The following is a 14,210-nucleotide window of genomic DNA, read 5'->3' as shown; positions in this document are numbered from 1 at the left end:
CGGCGGTTCCTACCGTCGCGGCCATGACCGCCTGGACTCTTGCCGTCGCCCGTGACGACCTCGCCCGGACCGTGCTCGTCGAAGGGCCGGTGCCGGACCTGGCCGGCGGTGAGGCGCTGCTGCGGGTCGACCGGGTCGGCATGACGGCCAACAACGTCACCTACGCCGTGCTCGGCGAGTCGATGCGCTACTGGGAGTTCTTCCCGCACCGCGACCCCGGCAGCGGCCCGGGTCTGGGACTGGTGCCGCTGTGGGGCTTCGCGGAGGTGGCGGCGTCGACGGTACCGGGTGTCGAGGCCGGACAGCGCGTGTACGGCTACCTGCCACCCGCCAGCCACCTCGTCGTGCGGCCGGTGCGGATCGACGGGAGCGGGTTCCGCGACGGTGCCGGGCACCGGGCCGCGCTGCCGTCGCCGTACAACGCGTACCGGCTGACCACGGGCGACCCGGTGTACCGCGCCGACCAGGAGGACCTGCTGGTGCTGTTCCGGCCGCTGTTCTTCACCTCGTTCATGCTGGCCGACCAGCTGCTGGACAACGACTGCCACGGCGCGGCCGCCGTCCTGCTGTCCTCGGCGTCGAGCAAGACCGCCTACGCCGCCGCGTTCGAGCTGCGGGGCCGCGGCCCGCGCGTGATCGGGCTGACCTCGCCGGGCAACGTCGCCTTCACCGAGTCGCTCGGCTGCTACGACCAGGTCGTGTCCTACGACGACATCGCCACGCTCGACGCGGTGCCCGCCGTCTACCTGGACCTGTCCGGCTCGCCCGCCACCCGGGCGGCGGTCCGCGCCCACTTCGGCGACCGGCTGGTCCGTGACGTGGCGGTCGGGCTCACCGCCCAGATCCCCAACGCCGACGCCGCCGGCCAGGTCTTCTTCGCCCCCGACCAGATGCGCAAGCGGACCGCCGACTGGGGCCGCGAGGGCCTCGACCGCCGCTTCGCCGAGGCGTGGCGCCGCTTCGCCGCGGCCGCCGCCGGCTGGGTCGACGTCGAGACCGGCGAGGGCCCGGAAGCGCTGCGGGCCGCCTGGCTCGACGTGCTCGCCGGCCGCGCCGCCCCCCGCTCCGGCCGGATCGTCCGCCTCCTTACATGACCGGCAGCGCGTGGAGCGCGATGACTGGACCGTGGAAGACCACCTGCGTGCGTCGCCGTACACGAAGCGTCTGTTCGTGCATCAGTTCCGCATCGGCGACCGCGGCCAGCTCGACGACGCGTTCGCCGGGTGGGTCGCCGAGGCGTACGAGGTCGGCCAGGGCGGCCACCTGACCCGGTGAGTGCCCCGCGGTGGCAACTGAATCGGCTAAGTTCCATCCTTGACCGATTTTCTGCGGAGTCGTAACCTGACTTCGCTTAACCGGTTAGGTCGATCACGTTCAATGCTCGCGGCTTGGCGCCGGCCGCGGGACACCCCGCCCGATCGGCATCGAAGGAAACCCGCATGAGCAAACCCGCCCGCCGTCGATGGCCCGCCGCGCTGACCGCCGTCCTCCTGGTCCTGGTCGGCGCCGTCGTCACGCTGACCGGCGTCAACCAGGCCGCCGCCGCCACCGCCTTCGTCCAGCGCTGCGGCATCCGCTTCTGTCTCGGCGGCAAGAGCTTCTACTTCGCCGGGACCAACACCTACGACCTGTTCACCTACGGCTCCGGCTCCGGTGACACCGAGACCCAGTACATGGACAAGGCCAAGATCGACGCGCACATGACGAACCTGGCCGCCGACAAGGTGACCGTTCTGCGCCTGTGGATGTTCAGCATGGAGAGCTGGCACGGCTTCGAGACCGCCAAGGGTGTCTACAACGAGCAGCAGTTCGCCCTGTTCGACTACATCATCGAGTCGGCCCGGACCCACAACATCCGCCTCATCCCGGTCTTCGACAACTACTGGGAGGCGTACGGCGGGATCGACCGCCGCCTCCAGTGGGAAGGCCTGTCCGGTGGCCAGCCCGGCCGGGGGCAGTTCTTCAACAAGTCGAAGTGCCCCGGCTGCTTCACCAGCTACAAGAACTACGTGTCCCACGCGCTGAACCGCACCAACCACTACAGCGGCGTCAAGTACAAGGACGACCCGACCATCATGGCGTGGGAGCTCATGAACGAGCCGCGCTACGAGAACCAGACCCCCAACGAGAACACCAGCGGCACGACGCTGCGCGCCTGGGTCGACGAGATGGGCGCGTTCATCAAGGGCATCGACCCCAACCACCTGCTCGGCACCGGCCTGGAGGGGCACGAGACGCGGTACGGCTTCGGCGGCGACGAGGGCAACCCCTTCGTCCACATCCACCAGTCGCCGTACATCGACTTCACCTCCGCGCACCCGTACCCGACGGAGTCCTGGGCGAACCTCGGCATCGAGCAGACGAAGACCCTGGTCCGAGCCTGGATCAACGACTCGCACAACCTCGTCGGCAAGCCCTTCTTCATGGGCGAGTTCAACGTGCACAACGTCGACCGGACCGCCTGGTTCAGCGCCCTGTACAGCGACTTCGAGGCCGCCGGCGGCGACGGCAGCGCCTTCTGGTGGTACTCGGCCACCAGCGTCGACGGCAAGTTCGGCGTGATGAAGGGCGCCCCGGAGCTCGCCCCGTTCCGCACCCACTCCGCCAACATGATCACGAAGAGCGGCGGCGTCGTGCCCAGCGTGTCGCTCTCCGCCAGCCCCTCGCGTTCGCCTTCCGCGTCGCCTTCGGTCTCGGTCTCGCCCTCCGCCTCGCTGCCGTCCGGCCCCTGTACCGTTCACTATGGACTGTCCGACTGGGGCAGCACGTTCAACGGCGACGTGACGATCCGCAACACCGGCACCGCCCCGATCACCGGCTGGGCCCTGCGGTGGACCTTCCCGGGCAGCCAGGTCGTGACGAACATGTGGAACGCCGTGCCCACCCAGACCGGCAACCAGGTGACCGCCAGGAACCCGGCCGACTACAACGTCACCATCCCCGCCGGCGGCAGCCTGAACTTCGGCTTCAGCGCCACCTCGGTCCCCGGCACCAACGGCATCCCGTCCACCTTCACCCTCAACGGCGCCACCTGCACCAAGGTCTGACGAGGTGGGGCCGGTCCGCCGGCCCCTCCTCCCGCTCACCGTTTCCGGATCAGCGTCACCCCGTCCCGTACGGGCAGCATCACGGACTCGACCCGCTCGTCGCGCAGCACCGTCTCGTTGAGCTCGCGCATCGCGACGTGCGCCGGCCGCCGGGTCGCCGGGTCGCCGGGGTCGACCACCCGCCCGCCGAGCAGGACGTTGTCCAGGACCAGCAGCCCACCTGCCCGCAGCCGCGGCACGAGCGCCTCGTAGTACCGCGGGTACCCGGTTTTGTCGGCGTCGATGAACCCGAAGTCGATCACCGGCTCGGCGGGCAGTGCCGCGAGGGTCTCGACGGCCGGCGCGATCCGCAGGTCGATGCGGTCCTCGACGCCCGCCCGCTCCCAGTGCTTGCGGGCGAGCGCGGTCCACTCCTCGGACACGTCGCACGCCAGCAGCCGCTGTACCGCCCACCGCCGCCGCTCGGCGCGATGCGCCCATGCCGGAAACCAATGGCGACAGCTGCGGGCCGCTGCCGACGACCAGCGCGATGCGCACTGGTCGTAACCAACGACGGCGGGCGCGGCGTCTGCGGTCGGTGCCATGCGGACTGGTCGTGAAAGCCGGCGACGGTGCGGAAGCACCGAATGATGCCCTCGACGACGCTGGACCCTGCGCGGCCGGCGGCCGGGGACCATCACCGCAACCACGGCACGGAGTGCAACCACGAGTGCCGACCACCACCGTGATCGAAGGACAGTCCTGGCCGTCCGGGCAGCCACCTGGCGACTTCGATCTGCAACGACCGACCCGCAGGGATGTGGTCGGGTGGATGCTGAACGCGCACCTCGCGGATCGCCGTCATGCTGCGGGTGCTCGGCGTGCCGTACCGGCAGCCAGCGATGGTCGCCAGATGGCCGAGGCCCTCGACCGGCTCTCCGGCGGCCGGCTGATCCTCGGCCTGGGCGGTGGCGCGTCCGACGAGTTCCGTGCCTTCGGCATCGGCGTGCCAGCGCCGCGGGACAAGGTCGACGGGCTGGCCGAGGCCATCGAGATCATCCAGGGACCGTGGACGGAGGCTGCCCTGACGTACACTGGGCGGATCCATCATGCGGTCGCCGCGCCGATGGAGCCGAAGCCGGCCCGGCGGATCCCGGTCTGGCTCGGCACGTTCGGCCCGCGCGCTGGCCGTCACCGGGCGGCTGACCGACGGGTGGATGCCGTCGCTGGGCTACGCGCCGCTGGACCGCCTGCCGGGATGCGTGACCGCGTCGTCACCGCCGTGGCGGCGGCCGGCCGCTCGATGGACGACATCACCTGCGCCCTCAAGTCGAGGTGCGCGTCGGAGACGTCAGGCCCGGCGTGATCTCCGGATCGCCGGACCAGGTCGCCGAGCGGCTGCGGGCGCTGACCTGGATGGGCTGCACCATGCTCAACCTGAAGCCGTCCACCCGGCCGGGGACGAACAGGTCGAGCGCCTCGCCCGCGAGGTTACCGGCCGTCTGACCGGCACCGCTCCTGCCGTCGTGGTCGACACGGCGCCGCCTCGCGATATCTTCGGTGACTGCCTCGTCGACGCTCTGGCCGGGTAGCCGGCGCGACCGGTCGCTTTCCAGCACCGCGGGACGTCCCGCGGCGCTGTTGTGTCGCGGATTTTGACGGTTCTGTTACGTCCGTGCGTCCGTGGCGTTCTTGACACGCTGGGCGCCCGTGGCCAAGATGTAAAAACCAAGCGCTTGTTAGGTTTATGGACATGAGGCCAAACGGCCGGCGGTGTTCGCCGCGATCACTCCTCCTGAGGCTGACGATTCGTATAATTCCGTGACAGGGGTACAAATGGGCGTTTCATTGACGAGCCGCATCGTCAGCTGTCTCGCGCTGGCGGCGCTCACCGTCGCCGGCTGCGGTAACAAGGCGGAGAACGAAAAGCCGAGCAACGGCACCGCGTCCGGCGCTCCGATCATCATCGGTCTGGACGAGGACAGCACCGGCTCCGGCGCCTCCTACAGCACCATCGCCGGCAAGACGATCCGGCTGGCGATCCAGGACGTCAACGACAAGGGCGGCGTGCTGGGCCGCCCGCTGCAGCTGGTCGTCGAGAACGACGAATCCGACCCGACCAAGGTGCCGGCCGTGCTGCAGAAGCTCGCCGGCCAGGGCGCCAAGGCACTGTTCCTGCAGAGCGGCAGCGCCGCCATCCTCCAGGCGAAGTCGACGCTCACGGCGCTCGGCCTGCCCGCCATCGCACCCACGGGTGTCACCGCCACACTGGTCGCACCGCCGGACAACGAGCTGATCTACATGCTCGCCAACACCACCACGGACTGGGCACAGGTGTACTGCGGCGCCTTCAAGGCCGCGAACATCACGAAGATCGGCGTCCTCACCGACGACACGACCACGATCGCCGCGCTCGACAAGGCGCTGCTGCCGGCGCTGTCCTGCGTGCAGATCGTGGCCACCGAGAAGGGCGCGGCCAACGCCTCCGACCTGTCAGCGCAGGTGGCCCGGCTCAAGAACGCCAACCCTGACGCGGTCCTGGTGACCAGCGTCGGCGGCGCGTTCGAGGTGCTCGCCCAGAACACCCTGGGCAGCCAGATGAAAGGCACGAAGCGCTTCTCGCTCGCGTCCATCGGCAACCAGCCCGCCTCCTGGAAGCTGGCCGCCCCGGGCGCCCTGGAGGGCCTCATCTTCATGGGCTCCATCAACACGGCGAACCCGCGCACCCAGGCGCTCGTGACCCTGCTGAAGGACAAATACGGCAAGGACTACGACATCACCGCATACGACGCCCAGGCATGGGACTCGGTGCACGTGCTCAAGCTGGCGATCGAGAAGGCCGGCGGGGTCGACGACTCGAAGAAGCTCAACGAGGCGATCCAGAGCGTCAAGGGCTACCCGGCCACCTTCGGCCAGGCGAACTTCACGCTGTCCTTCGGCGCCGACAAGCACCTGGGCGCGGACGGGCCGTGCGGGCTGTCGCTCATCGAGTTCGGCGCGGACAACAAGCCCAAGGGCCCGTGGGCCACTTTCCAGCCGCCGTGCGTCAAGTAGTGAGGTAAGAGGTAACAGGTATGGGCCAGCTGCAGCTGTGGTTGTCCGCCCTTGAGATGGGGTGTTTCTTCGGCCTGCTCGCGCTGGCCTACTACCTGGTCCTGGTCGGCGCCGGGTTCTTCAACTTCGCGATCGGGCCGTACGCGATGGTCGGCGGGCTGTGCACGTCGTACCTGGTGCTCTACGAGGACATGAACGTGTGGGCCGCGGCGGCGGTGGCGATCACCGCCGCCGCGGCGCTCGCCGTCGTCACCGAACTGGTCGTGGTCAGGCCGGTGCAGCGCCGCTCCGGCGGCGGCGAACTGCCCGCCCTGGTCGCCGTCGCGGCGGTGCTGTTCGCGATCCAGCAGCTCGGCGGGTACCTGTTCGGCTACACCACGTTGCCGGGGCAGAACCTCCTCACGTTCGACCCGGTGACGGTCGGCGACACGGTCGTGCAGCCGAGCGCCCTGGTGCTGCTCGCCTTCACCGTCGTTGCGTTCGCGGGTCTCGCGGTGTGGATCCGCAGCACCCGCACCGGCCGGCTGCTACGCGCGGTCGGTGACAGCACCCACGCCGCCGGACTCCTCGGCCTCCCCGTCAACCGGGTGCGGCTCATCGCGTTCCTGCTGTCGGGTCTGCTCGCCGGGATCACCGGGCTGCTGTTCGCACCGAAGGCGGGCGTCAGCTCACTGTCGGGGCTCAGCTGGGCGCTGTCGGGCTTCCTCGCGATGGTGGTCGGCGGCACCGGCTCGGTCTGGGCGCCGCTCGTCGGCGGGCTGCTGCTCGGCGCCGTCGAGGTCTTCGTCCCCTACTACTTCGGCGGCCAGTCCCACGTGTACGGGCTGCTGATCGTCGCCCTGTTGTTCTTCGCCCTCAAACCGAGCGGCCTGTTCGTGCGGAGGGTACGAGCATGAAGCGCTTCCCCGGCTCCTTCGGCCTGCTGGGCGGCGTCGTGGGCGCGGTGCTGATCCTGCTCTGGGTCGGCGCGGACGGCTACAAGCAGACGCTGGTCACCACGACCGCCACCTACGCGCTGATCGCACTCGGCATGTACGTGCCGTACCTGATGGCGGGATCACTGTCGATGGCCTACGGCGCGTACGCCGGCATCGGCGGCTACGCGGTCGGCCTGATCTCGACGAAGAGCGGCCTGCCGCTCATCCTCGCCTGGGTCGCCGGGCCGATCGTCGCGGCGGCCGTCGCCGTGCTGCTCGGGCTCGCCACCCGGCGGCTGTCCGGCTTCTTCCTCGCCGCGGTGACGCTGCTGTTCGGGATGGCGTTCACCGCCTGGCTGGTGGACGCCGAAGGTATCTCCGGCGGCTCGGGGGGCCTCGGCAGCCTCCGCAAGCTCGACATCCTCGGCTGGCAGCCCAGCCACTACCAGGTCGTCGTCGGCTGCACCGTCGTCGTGTGCGTCATCGCGTTCCTGCTCGACCGGCTGCGGATGTCGCCGTGGGGTGTGATCGTGCGGACCATGCGCGACGCACCCCGCGCGGTGGAGGCGGCCGGGGTGCGGGTGCCGGTGATGAACCTCGTGTCCCTGGCCATCGGCGCCGCGATCGCGGCCGTCGGCGGCGGCCTGTTCACCTACTCGGCCGGCAGCGTCACCCCGGACACGTTCACCCTCAACCTGGTGTTCCTGGCCATCTTCATGCCGCTCATCGGCGGCGCGGCCACCCCCTGGGGCGCCGTCCTCGGCGCCGTCATCGCCGTCGAGCTCACCCTGAACTTCCCCGCCGTGGAGACCAGCGGCACGCTGATCCTCGCGCTCGGGGTCCTCGTCATCCTGCTCGTCGCGCCGCAGGGCGTCATCGGATACGCGAGCAGGCTCACCAAACTTGTGGGGGGACGCCGTGGCTGAGACGCTCCTCGTCGGATCCGGCCTGACCAAACGCTACGGCGGGGTCACCGCCCTGCAGGACGTGTCGTTCTCGCTCACCGCCGGTGAGGTCCTCGGCCTCGTCGGGCCCAACGGGGCCGGCAAGACGACCCTGGTCGACCTCATCTCCGGCGCGCAGCCGGCCACCGAGGGATTGTTGACGCTGCGTGGGCAGCGCCTGGCCGGTCCCGCGTCCCGGCGCGCCAAGGCCGGGCTGGCCCGCACCTTCCAGTATCCGCAGCTCGCCCTCGAGCTCACCGTCGCGGAGAACCTGCTGCTCGGCCGGGCCGCCCGGCGGCACGGCACCGTCTGGCAGATGATCGCCGGGTCGTTCAGCGGGGCGTTCCGCCCGTACCCGCCGGCCGACCTCGCCGCCGTCGCCGCGCTCGCCGAGGAGCTCGGCATCGACCGGCTCGACCGGCCCGCCGGCGACCTGTCCCTCGGCGAGCAGCGCCTCGTCGAGGTCGGCCGCGCGCTCGGCCAGGACCCCCTGGTGCTGCTGCTCGACGAGCCGTTCGCCGGCTCGGACGCGGCCGGCGTCACCGGCATCTCCGAGGTGGTGCGCACCGTGCAGCGGCGCGGCCACGCGGTGATCCTCGTCGACCACAACGTCGACCTCGTCGCGGGCCTCGTCGACCGGATCATGCTGCTGGACCGCGGCCAGTCGGTGTTCGACGGCTCGCCCCGGGAATGCCTCGACAGCCCGCAGATGCAGCAGGTGTACTTCGGGGTCGCCGACCCCGCCCCGGCCGCTGCCCCAGATGACGCCGAGGAGGTTCCGCATGTCGTCTCATGAGCTGCGCCTCGAAGGGCTGACCGTCCGTTACGGGCATGCCAGCGCGGTCGCCGGTGTGGACATCGTCGCGCCCGGCGGCGTGATCACCGCCCTGGTCGGGCCGAACGGCGCCGGCAAGAGCAGCGCCCTGCTCGCCGCGTACGGCTCGGTCGCGGCGACCGGCCGGGTGTTCCTGGACGGTGAGGACGTCAGCCGGCTCAAACCGGCTGCCCGGGCCCGCGCCGGGATCGCCGTGGTGCCGCAGGGCCGCCAGCTGTTTCCGAAGCTCAACGTCGCGGACAACCTGCAGGTCATGGCGGAGCTGCTGCGCCTGCCGCGGAGTGCGGTGCAGACCGCGATCGACCGCTTCCCCATCCTGCGGACCCGGATGAAGAGCCTCGTCGGCGTGCTGTCCGGCGGTGAGCAGCAGATGCTCGTCGTGTCCCGGGCGCTGATGGGCTCGCCGCGGGTGCTGCTGCTCGACGAGATGATGACCGGGCTCGCCCCGCTCGTCGTGCAGGAGCTGCTGCGCACCGTCACCCAGCTCGCCGGCGAAGGCGTCGCGGTGCTCATGGCGGAGCCCGCCCTCGGCGCGGTCCGCGGCGCCGTCGACCGCGGCTACGTGCTGGTTCGTGGCGAGGTGGTCGCGACCCGCGAGGACGGCGGCGCGGCCCTCGACGGCGAGTACCGCACCCGGATGGGTGTGCTGAAGACCGCCGCGCACTGACCCGGCCGCATCGGGCCCGTACGACGTCCTTCGTCGTGCGGGCCCGAACGGTGTGGTCAGGCGGCGTAGCCGCCGTCGACGTCGAGCTTCTGGCCGGTGATGAACCGGGCCCGGTCGCTGGCGAGGAAACACACCGCCTCGGCGACGTCGGCGGCGGTGCCGAACATCCGCAGCGGGATGTTGCCGCGGGTCACCTCCAGGGCGCGCTCGTCCAGATCGCCGTCGGCGACGAGGCGGGCCGCCATGCCGTCGGTGAGCATGCCCGGCCCGACGCAGTTCGCCCGGACGCCGAAGCGGCCCTCCTCTGCGGCGATCCCGCGCACGAGCGCCTCGACCGCCGCCTTGGGGCCGGCCGATAGGCCGTCGCGGACCGGGAACCGGCGGGTGGCGGCGGTGGTGACCGCGACCAGGCTGCCGCGGGATTCTCGCAGCCGCGGCAGGGTCGCGGCGAGGATGTTGAAGAACCCGGCCACGTCCTCGGTGAGCTGCGTGGCGAACCGGTCCGGCGCGACCCGGCTCAGGTGCAGCATCGGCACGTGTGGCCCGGCGGCGTGCACCAGGGTGTGCACGACCGGTGCCGCGTCGATCAGCGCCGCGCACGACGCCGGGTCGCTCAGCTCGACCCGGTGCGCGCTCGCACCCGGCAGGTCGGCGGCGAGGGCCTCGGCCGCTGCGGCGTTGCCGCGGTAGGCGAGCAGCACGCGGCTGCCGCGGGCGGCGAGGAGGCGGGCGACGGCGCTGCCGATGCCGCCGGTGGCACCGGTGACGACGGCGACGCCCTTGCGGAACCTGAAATCCATCCGCTTACGTTACCAAGCAAGCGTTTGGTAGAGTACCCGTCGTGGAGCTGAAACTCGGGGTCATGCCCGTCCTCGGCGGCACCGGCGCCGCCGATCCCGCCACCACCGCCCGCTTCGTCCGGGTGCTCGAGGACCTCGGCTGCGAGTCCGTCTGGGCCGTCGAGCACGTCGTGGTCCCCGACGACTACACCTCTGCGTATCCGTACGACCCGGGCGGCCGGATGAGCCTCGGCGCCGGCGACGACATCCCCGACCCGCTGCACTGGCTCACCTTCGCCGCCGCGCACACCACCACGCTGCGCCTCGGCACCGCCATGCTCATCCTGCCCGAACACCACCCCGTCGACCTCGCGAAACGCCTCGCCACCGTCGACGTGCTCAGCGGCGGGCGGCTCCTGGCCGGCATCGGCGTCGGCTGGCTGCGCGAGGAGTACGACGCCCTCGGCGTGCCGTTCGAGGAACGCGGCGCCCGCGCCGACGAGTACCTCGCCGCCATGCACGCGCTCTGGACGCAGGCCCCGGCGAGCCACACCGGCCGGTTCGTGTCGTTCCACGACGTGCACAGCCGCCCCCGGCCCACCCGCCCCGGCGGCGTGCCGATCGTCGTCGGCGGGCACTCGCTCGCCGCGGTGCGCCGGGCCGCCCGCTTCGGCGGCGGCTGGTATCCGCTCGGCGTCAGCGCAGACCGCTTCGCCGAACTGCGGACCGCGCTCGCCGCCGAGTGCGCGGCAGCCGGCCGCACCATCGACGACGTCGAGATCACCATGAGGGCCCCGGGCAACGTGGGGGAGCTGGAGACGCTGCGCTCCCTCGGCGTCTCCCGGGTCGTCATCCGGGCCGACCCCGCCGACCTCGTCGGCGTCCGGGACAAGGTCCGCCGGTATCAGCGAGAGGTGCTCCGCGCATGAGATCCGTCATCGTCACCGGCGCCGCCCAGGGACTCGGCAAGGCGCACGCACTCGCCTTCGCCGCGGCCGGCGCCCGCCTCGTGCTCAACGACCTGGACGCCGGCGCGCTCGCCGAGGTCGCCGCACACACCGGCGCGGTCGCGTTCCCCGGCGACATCGCCGACTGGGACTTCGCCGCCGCCCTCGTCGGCAAGGCGGTCGCCGAGCACGGCCGCCTCGACGCCCTCGTCAACAACGCCGGCCTGGCCCGCGACCGGATGGTCGTCAACCTCGCCGAGGACGAGTGGGACGCCGTCATGAGGGTCAACCTCAAGGGCACCGCCGCTCCGCTACGGCACGCCGCCGCGCACTGGCGGGCCCGGGCCAAGGCCGGTGAGGACGTCGCCGCCCGGGTGGTCAACACCACCTCCGGCGCCGGGCTCATGGGCAGCGTCGGGCAGGCGAGCTACAGCGCCGCCAAGGCCGGGATCGCCGCACTGACCCAGGTCGCCGCCGCCGAACTGGCCCGCTACGGCGTCACCGTCAACGCCATCGCCCCCAGCGCCCGCACTGCGATGACCGAGGAGGTCTTCGCCGACGCCATGCGCGCCCCCGACGCCGGCTTCGACGAGATGGACCCCGGCAACGTGTCCCCGCTCGTCGTCTGGCTCGCCGGCGCCGACAGCGGCGACGTGACCGGCCGGGTCTTCGAGGTCTCCGGCGGCCGGGTCAGCGTCGCCGGCGGCTGGCAGCACGGCGAGGTCCGCGACGCCGGCCGGCGCTGGCACCCCGACGAGCTCGGCCCCGTCGTGCGCGACCTGCTGTCGCGCGCACCGGCCCCGGCGGCCGTCTATGGCGCCTGAGGTGAGCCTCCGGGCGGCCGACGTCCGCGCCTGGCTGCGGGAGCACCTGACCGGCGAGTTCGCCCCGCTGGTCGGCGCGGGCGGACCGGGCCGGGAGCACGAGCAACTGGAGCTGCGGGCGAAGTGGGAGCGGGAGCTCGGCGCCGCCGGCTGGATCGGCCTCGGCTGGCCGGCGCCGTACGGCCGTGGCGCGAGCATCGCCGAGCAGGTGGTGTTCTTCGAGGAGTACGCCCGTGCCGGCGGCCCAGGCCGGCTCAGCCACATCGGCGAATACCTGCTCGCACCGACCCTCATCGCGCACGGCACCGAAGCGCAGCGCCGCCGCTTCCTGCCGCCGATCGCCCGGGCCGAGGAGCTGTGGTGTCAGGGCTACTCCGAGCCCGGCGCCGGTTCCGACCTCGCCGGGGTCCGCACCCGCGCGGAACTGTCCGGCGACCGCTGGCGGATCACCGGGCAGAAGGTGTGGACGTCCCTGGCGCACGCCGCCGACTGGTGCTTCGTGCTCGCTCGTACCGACCCCGCCGCGACCCGCAAGTCCGGCCTGTCCTACCTGCTGGTGCCGATGCGTCAGCCCGGCGTCGAGGTGCGGCCCATCATGCAGCTCACCGGGACGTCGGAGTTCAACGAGGTCTTCTTCGACGGCGCCGGCACCGACGCGGACCTGGTCGTCGGGGCGCCCGGTGACGGCTGGCGGGTCGCCACCAGCACCCTGTCCTACGAGCGTGGTGTCGCCACCCTCGGCCAGCAGCTCGGCTTCGCTCGCGAACTCGACGCCGTGGTCGCCGCCGCGCGAGCCAACGGGTCCTTCGACGACCCCGTCGTCGCGGACCGCATCGCGGAGGCCTGGGCCGGGCTGCAGGGCCTGCGCCACCACGCGCTGCGGGCGCTGTCGGCCACCGAACCGGACCCGGTCGGGGCGTCGGTGGCGAAGCTGCTGTGGGCCGGCTGGCATCAGCGCCTCGGGGAACTGGCCATGGACGTGGGTGGGGCCGCGTCGACCGTCGCCGAGGCCGCGCCGTATGAGCTGACCGACGCCCAGCGGCTGTTCCTGTTCACCCGCGCCGACACCATTTACGGCGGCTCCGACGAGATCCAGCGCAACATCGTCGCCGACCGGATCCTCGGCCGCACCCCGCGAGGCACCCGATGACCCTGGAGCAGGAACAGAAGCAGGAACAAGAGCAGGAGCACGCCGCGCTGCGCGAGAGTGTCGCCGCGTTCTTCAGCACCGGCGCGGACTGGGGCCGGCTCACCGGCGAACTCGGCCTGACCGCCCTGGCCATCGGCGAGGACCACGGCGGCTTCGGCGCCTCCCTGGTCGAGGTCGGCATCGTCCTGGAGGAGGCCGGCGCCGCGCTGCTGCACTCGCCGCTGCTGTCCACCACGGTCGCCGCCCTCGCCCTCGACCCGGACCTGCCCGCCGCCGCGTCGCTGCTGCCGGCACTCGCCGCCGGTGACCTGATCGGCGCGGTCGCCCTCGACGGCAGCTGCACCGCCCGGCCCGACGGCGACGGGTTCGTCCTGGACGGCTCGTTCGCGCACGTCCTGGACGCCGAATCGGCCGGGGTCGTGATCGTGTCGGACGGCACTGCGCTGTACGCCGTCACCGACCCGGACATACGGCCGCAGCCGACCCTGGACCAGACCCGCGGGCAGGGGACCCTCGTGCTGTGGCAGGCGCCCGGCCGCCTCGTCGCCCGCGACGCCGCCCGCGCGCAGGACCTGCTGCACGCCGCGCTCGCCGCGGAGTCCGTCGGCGTGGCCCGCGCCTCGCTGCGGGTCACCGTCGAGCACCTGCGCACCCGCGAGCAGTTCGGGGTGCCCCTCGCGACGTTCCAGGCGCTGCGGCACCGCGTCGCCGACCTGCACGTCCACCTCGAACAGGCGGTGTCATCCGTGTGGTACGCCCTGCGCGCCGCAGGCACCTCCGAGTTCGCCACCGCGGCGCCCCTCGCCAAGCTGATCGCGACGGAGGCCGCGTGGACCGTGACCCGGGCGTCGATCCAGCTGCTCGGCGGGATCGGCTTCACCTGGGAGCATGACGCGCACCGCTTCCTGAAGCGCGCCACCGCCAACCGGCTCCTCGCCGGCGACCCGGTCGCCCTGCGCCGCCTCCTGCTGTCCCGCTCCGGCCTGTAGCGCCGTTACGCCAGGCGTGGCAGCGGCTTCGGTGCCGACCGCCACGCGGTGTACGCGGATTCGAGGCGGTCGCATCGT

Annotated in this window: 16 protein-coding genes; 13 read left to right on the top strand and 3 right to left on the bottom strand. The window is 72.0% G+C overall.

Features of this window, described 5'->3' with window-relative positions:
- Positions 1 to 23 precede the first annotated feature (23 nt).
- The 3 genes from AB0I21_RS03870 to AB0I21_RS03860 all read left to right on the top strand — a co-directional run bounded on the left by AB0I21_RS03870 (position 24) and on the right by AB0I21_RS03860 (position 3,047).
- Entirely contained in the window at positions 24 to 1,094 is a 1,071-nt protein-coding gene (locus AB0I21_RS03870; RefSeq protein ID WP_360558847.1) for a DUF2855 family protein, read from the top strand.
- Positions 1,095 to 1,104: 10 nt separating this feature from the next.
- Entirely contained in the window at positions 1,105 to 1,275 is a 171-nt protein-coding gene (locus AB0I21_RS03865; protein ID WP_360558845.1) for a hypothetical protein, read from the top strand.
- Between the two features lie 164 nt (positions 1,276 to 1,439).
- Positions 1,440 to 3,047, top strand: coding sequence for a cellulose binding domain-containing protein (locus AB0I21_RS03860; RefSeq protein ID WP_360558844.1), 1,608 nt, complete (start codon positions 1,440 to 1,442; stop codon positions 3,045 to 3,047).
- Positions 3,048 to 3,082: 35 nt separating this feature from the next.
- Here the strand turns inward: AB0I21_RS03860 and AB0I21_RS03855 are convergent, their stop codons facing one another.
- Positions 3,083 to 3,469, bottom strand: coding sequence for a class I SAM-dependent methyltransferase (locus AB0I21_RS03855; protein WP_360558842.1), 387 nt, complete (start codon positions 3,467 to 3,469; stop codon positions 3,083 to 3,085).
- 287 nt (positions 3,470 to 3,756) lie between these two features.
- Here AB0I21_RS03855 and AB0I21_RS03850 point away from each other — a divergent pair, with 287 nt between their 5' ends.
- Positions 3,757 to 4,392 (top strand): LLM class flavin-dependent oxidoreductase, encoded by a 636-nt coding sequence (locus tag AB0I21_RS03850; RefSeq protein WP_360558840.1) that lies wholly within the window; start codon positions 3,757 to 3,759, stop codon positions 4,390 to 4,392.
- On the opposite strand, the gene AB0I21_RS03845 is transcribed toward AB0I21_RS03850, so the two are convergent.
- Complete coding sequence (locus tag AB0I21_RS03845) at positions 4,352 to 4,645, bottom strand: hypothetical protein (RefSeq protein WP_360558839.1); 294 nt, start codon at positions 4,643 to 4,645, stop codon at positions 4,352 to 4,354. The genes AB0I21_RS03850 and AB0I21_RS03845 overlap by 41 nt on opposite strands.
- A gap of 217 nt (positions 4,646 to 4,862) precedes the next feature.
- On the opposite strand from AB0I21_RS03845, the gene AB0I21_RS03840 reads away from it, so the two are divergent.
- The 5 genes from AB0I21_RS03840 to AB0I21_RS03820 are packed head-to-tail and all read left to right on the top strand — an operon-like array spanning position 4,863 to position 9,443.
- Positions 4,863 to 6,080, top strand: a complete 1,218-nt coding sequence (locus AB0I21_RS03840) for an ABC transporter substrate-binding protein (protein ID WP_360558837.1) — start codon at positions 4,863 to 4,865, stop codon at positions 6,078 to 6,080.
- 20 nt (positions 6,081 to 6,100) lie between these two features.
- Positions 6,101 to 6,976 carry a branched-chain amino acid ABC transporter permease gene (locus AB0I21_RS03835; RefSeq protein ID WP_344499667.1) on the top strand — a complete coding sequence of 292 codons (876 nt, stop codon included), beginning with the start codon at positions 6,101 to 6,103 and terminating at the stop codon, positions 6,974 to 6,976.
- Positions 6,973 to 7,923 carry a branched-chain amino acid ABC transporter permease gene (locus AB0I21_RS03830; protein ID WP_360558836.1) on the top strand — a complete coding sequence of 317 codons (951 nt, stop codon included), beginning with the start codon at positions 6,973 to 6,975 and terminating at the stop codon, positions 7,921 to 7,923. The genes AB0I21_RS03835 and AB0I21_RS03830 overlap by 4 nt, the downstream gene beginning before the upstream one ends.
- Positions 7,916 to 8,737, top strand: a complete 822-nt coding sequence (locus AB0I21_RS03825; RefSeq protein WP_360558834.1) for an ATP-binding cassette domain-containing protein — start codon at positions 7,916 to 7,918, stop codon at positions 8,735 to 8,737. The genes AB0I21_RS03830 and AB0I21_RS03825 overlap by 8 nt, the downstream gene beginning before the upstream one ends.
- The gene (locus AB0I21_RS03820) at positions 8,724 to 9,443 is read left to right on the top strand and encodes an ATP-binding cassette domain-containing protein (protein ID WP_360558833.1); all 720 of its coding nucleotides are present in this window, start codon (positions 8,724 to 8,726) and stop codon (positions 9,441 to 9,443) included. Before AB0I21_RS03825 ends, AB0I21_RS03820 begins: the two co-directional genes overlap by 14 nt.
- 56 nt (positions 9,444 to 9,499) lie before the next feature.
- On the opposite strand, the gene AB0I21_RS03815 is transcribed toward AB0I21_RS03820, so the two are convergent.
- Entirely contained in the window at positions 9,500 to 10,243 is a 744-nt protein-coding gene (locus AB0I21_RS03815) for an SDR family oxidoreductase (RefSeq protein WP_360558832.1), read from the bottom strand.
- 41 nt (positions 10,244 to 10,284) lie between these two features.
- Between AB0I21_RS03815 and AB0I21_RS03810 the strand changes: the two genes are divergently transcribed.
- From AB0I21_RS03810 to AB0I21_RS03795, 4 genes are read left to right on the top strand one after another with little or no spacing between them, the layout of a single operon-like run.
- Positions 10,285 to 11,151, top strand: coding sequence for an LLM class F420-dependent oxidoreductase (locus AB0I21_RS03810; protein ID WP_360558830.1), 867 nt, complete (start codon positions 10,285 to 10,287; stop codon positions 11,149 to 11,151).
- Complete coding sequence (locus AB0I21_RS03805) at positions 11,148 to 11,993, top strand: SDR family oxidoreductase (protein ID WP_344499679.1); 846 nt, start codon at positions 11,148 to 11,150, stop codon at positions 11,991 to 11,993. The genes AB0I21_RS03810 and AB0I21_RS03805 overlap by 4 nt, the downstream gene beginning before the upstream one ends.
- Positions 11,983 to 13,143, top strand: a complete 1,161-nt coding sequence (locus AB0I21_RS03800; protein ID WP_360558828.1) for an acyl-CoA dehydrogenase family protein — start codon at positions 11,983 to 11,985, stop codon at positions 13,141 to 13,143. The genes AB0I21_RS03805 and AB0I21_RS03800 overlap by 11 nt, the downstream gene beginning before the upstream one ends.
- Entirely contained in the window at positions 13,140 to 14,132 is a 993-nt protein-coding gene (locus AB0I21_RS03795; RefSeq protein ID WP_360558827.1) for an acyl-CoA dehydrogenase family protein, read from the top strand. The genes AB0I21_RS03800 and AB0I21_RS03795 overlap by 4 nt, the downstream gene beginning before the upstream one ends.
- The last annotated feature ends 78 nt before the right edge of the window (positions 14,133 to 14,210 follow it).

Origin of the sequence: Dactylosporangium sp. NPDC050588 (assembly GCF_040654975.1) — a bacterium.
GTDB lineage: Bacteria > Actinomycetota > Actinomycetes > Mycobacteriales > Micromonosporaceae > Dactylosporangium > Dactylosporangium maewongense.
The sequence above is the reverse complement of the archived record's forward strand: the minus strand, read 5'-3'. Positions and strand labels throughout refer to the sequence as shown.

Excerpts from the sequence above, each read along its gene's own strand:
- AB0I21_RS03815 (WP_360558832.1), bottom strand. The coding sequence starts at position 10,243 with ATGGATTTCAGGTTCCGCAAGGGCGTCGCCGTCGTCACCGGTGCCACC.
- AB0I21_RS03870 (WP_360558847.1), top strand. The coding sequence starts at position 24 with ATGACCGCCTGGACTCTTGCCGTCGCCCGTGACGACCTCGCCCGGACC.
- AB0I21_RS03860 (WP_360558844.1), top strand. The coding sequence starts at position 1,440 with ATGAGCAAACCCGCCCGCCGTCGATGGCCCGCCGCGCTGACCGCCGTC.
- AB0I21_RS03795 (WP_360558827.1), top strand. The coding sequence starts at position 13,140 with ATGACCCTGGAGCAGGAACAGAAGCAGGAACAAGAGCAGGAGCACGCC.
- AB0I21_RS03820 (WP_360558833.1), top strand. The coding sequence starts at position 8,724 with ATGTCGTCTCATGAGCTGCGCCTCGAAGGGCTGACCGTCCGTTACGGG.
- AB0I21_RS03840 (WP_360558837.1), top strand. The coding sequence starts at position 4,863 with ATGGGCGTTTCATTGACGAGCCGCATCGTCAGCTGTCTCGCGCTGGCG.
- AB0I21_RS03805 (WP_344499679.1), top strand. The coding sequence starts at position 11,148 with ATGAGATCCGTCATCGTCACCGGCGCCGCCCAGGGACTCGGCAAGGCG.
- AB0I21_RS03800 (WP_360558828.1), top strand. The coding sequence starts at position 11,983 with ATGGCGCCTGAGGTGAGCCTCCGGGCGGCCGACGTCCGCGCCTGGCTG.
- AB0I21_RS03830 (WP_360558836.1), top strand. The coding sequence starts at position 6,973 with ATGAAGCGCTTCCCCGGCTCCTTCGGCCTGCTGGGCGGCGTCGTGGGC.
- AB0I21_RS03835 (WP_344499667.1), top strand. The coding sequence starts at position 6,101 with ATGGGCCAGCTGCAGCTGTGGTTGTCCGCCCTTGAGATGGGGTGTTTC.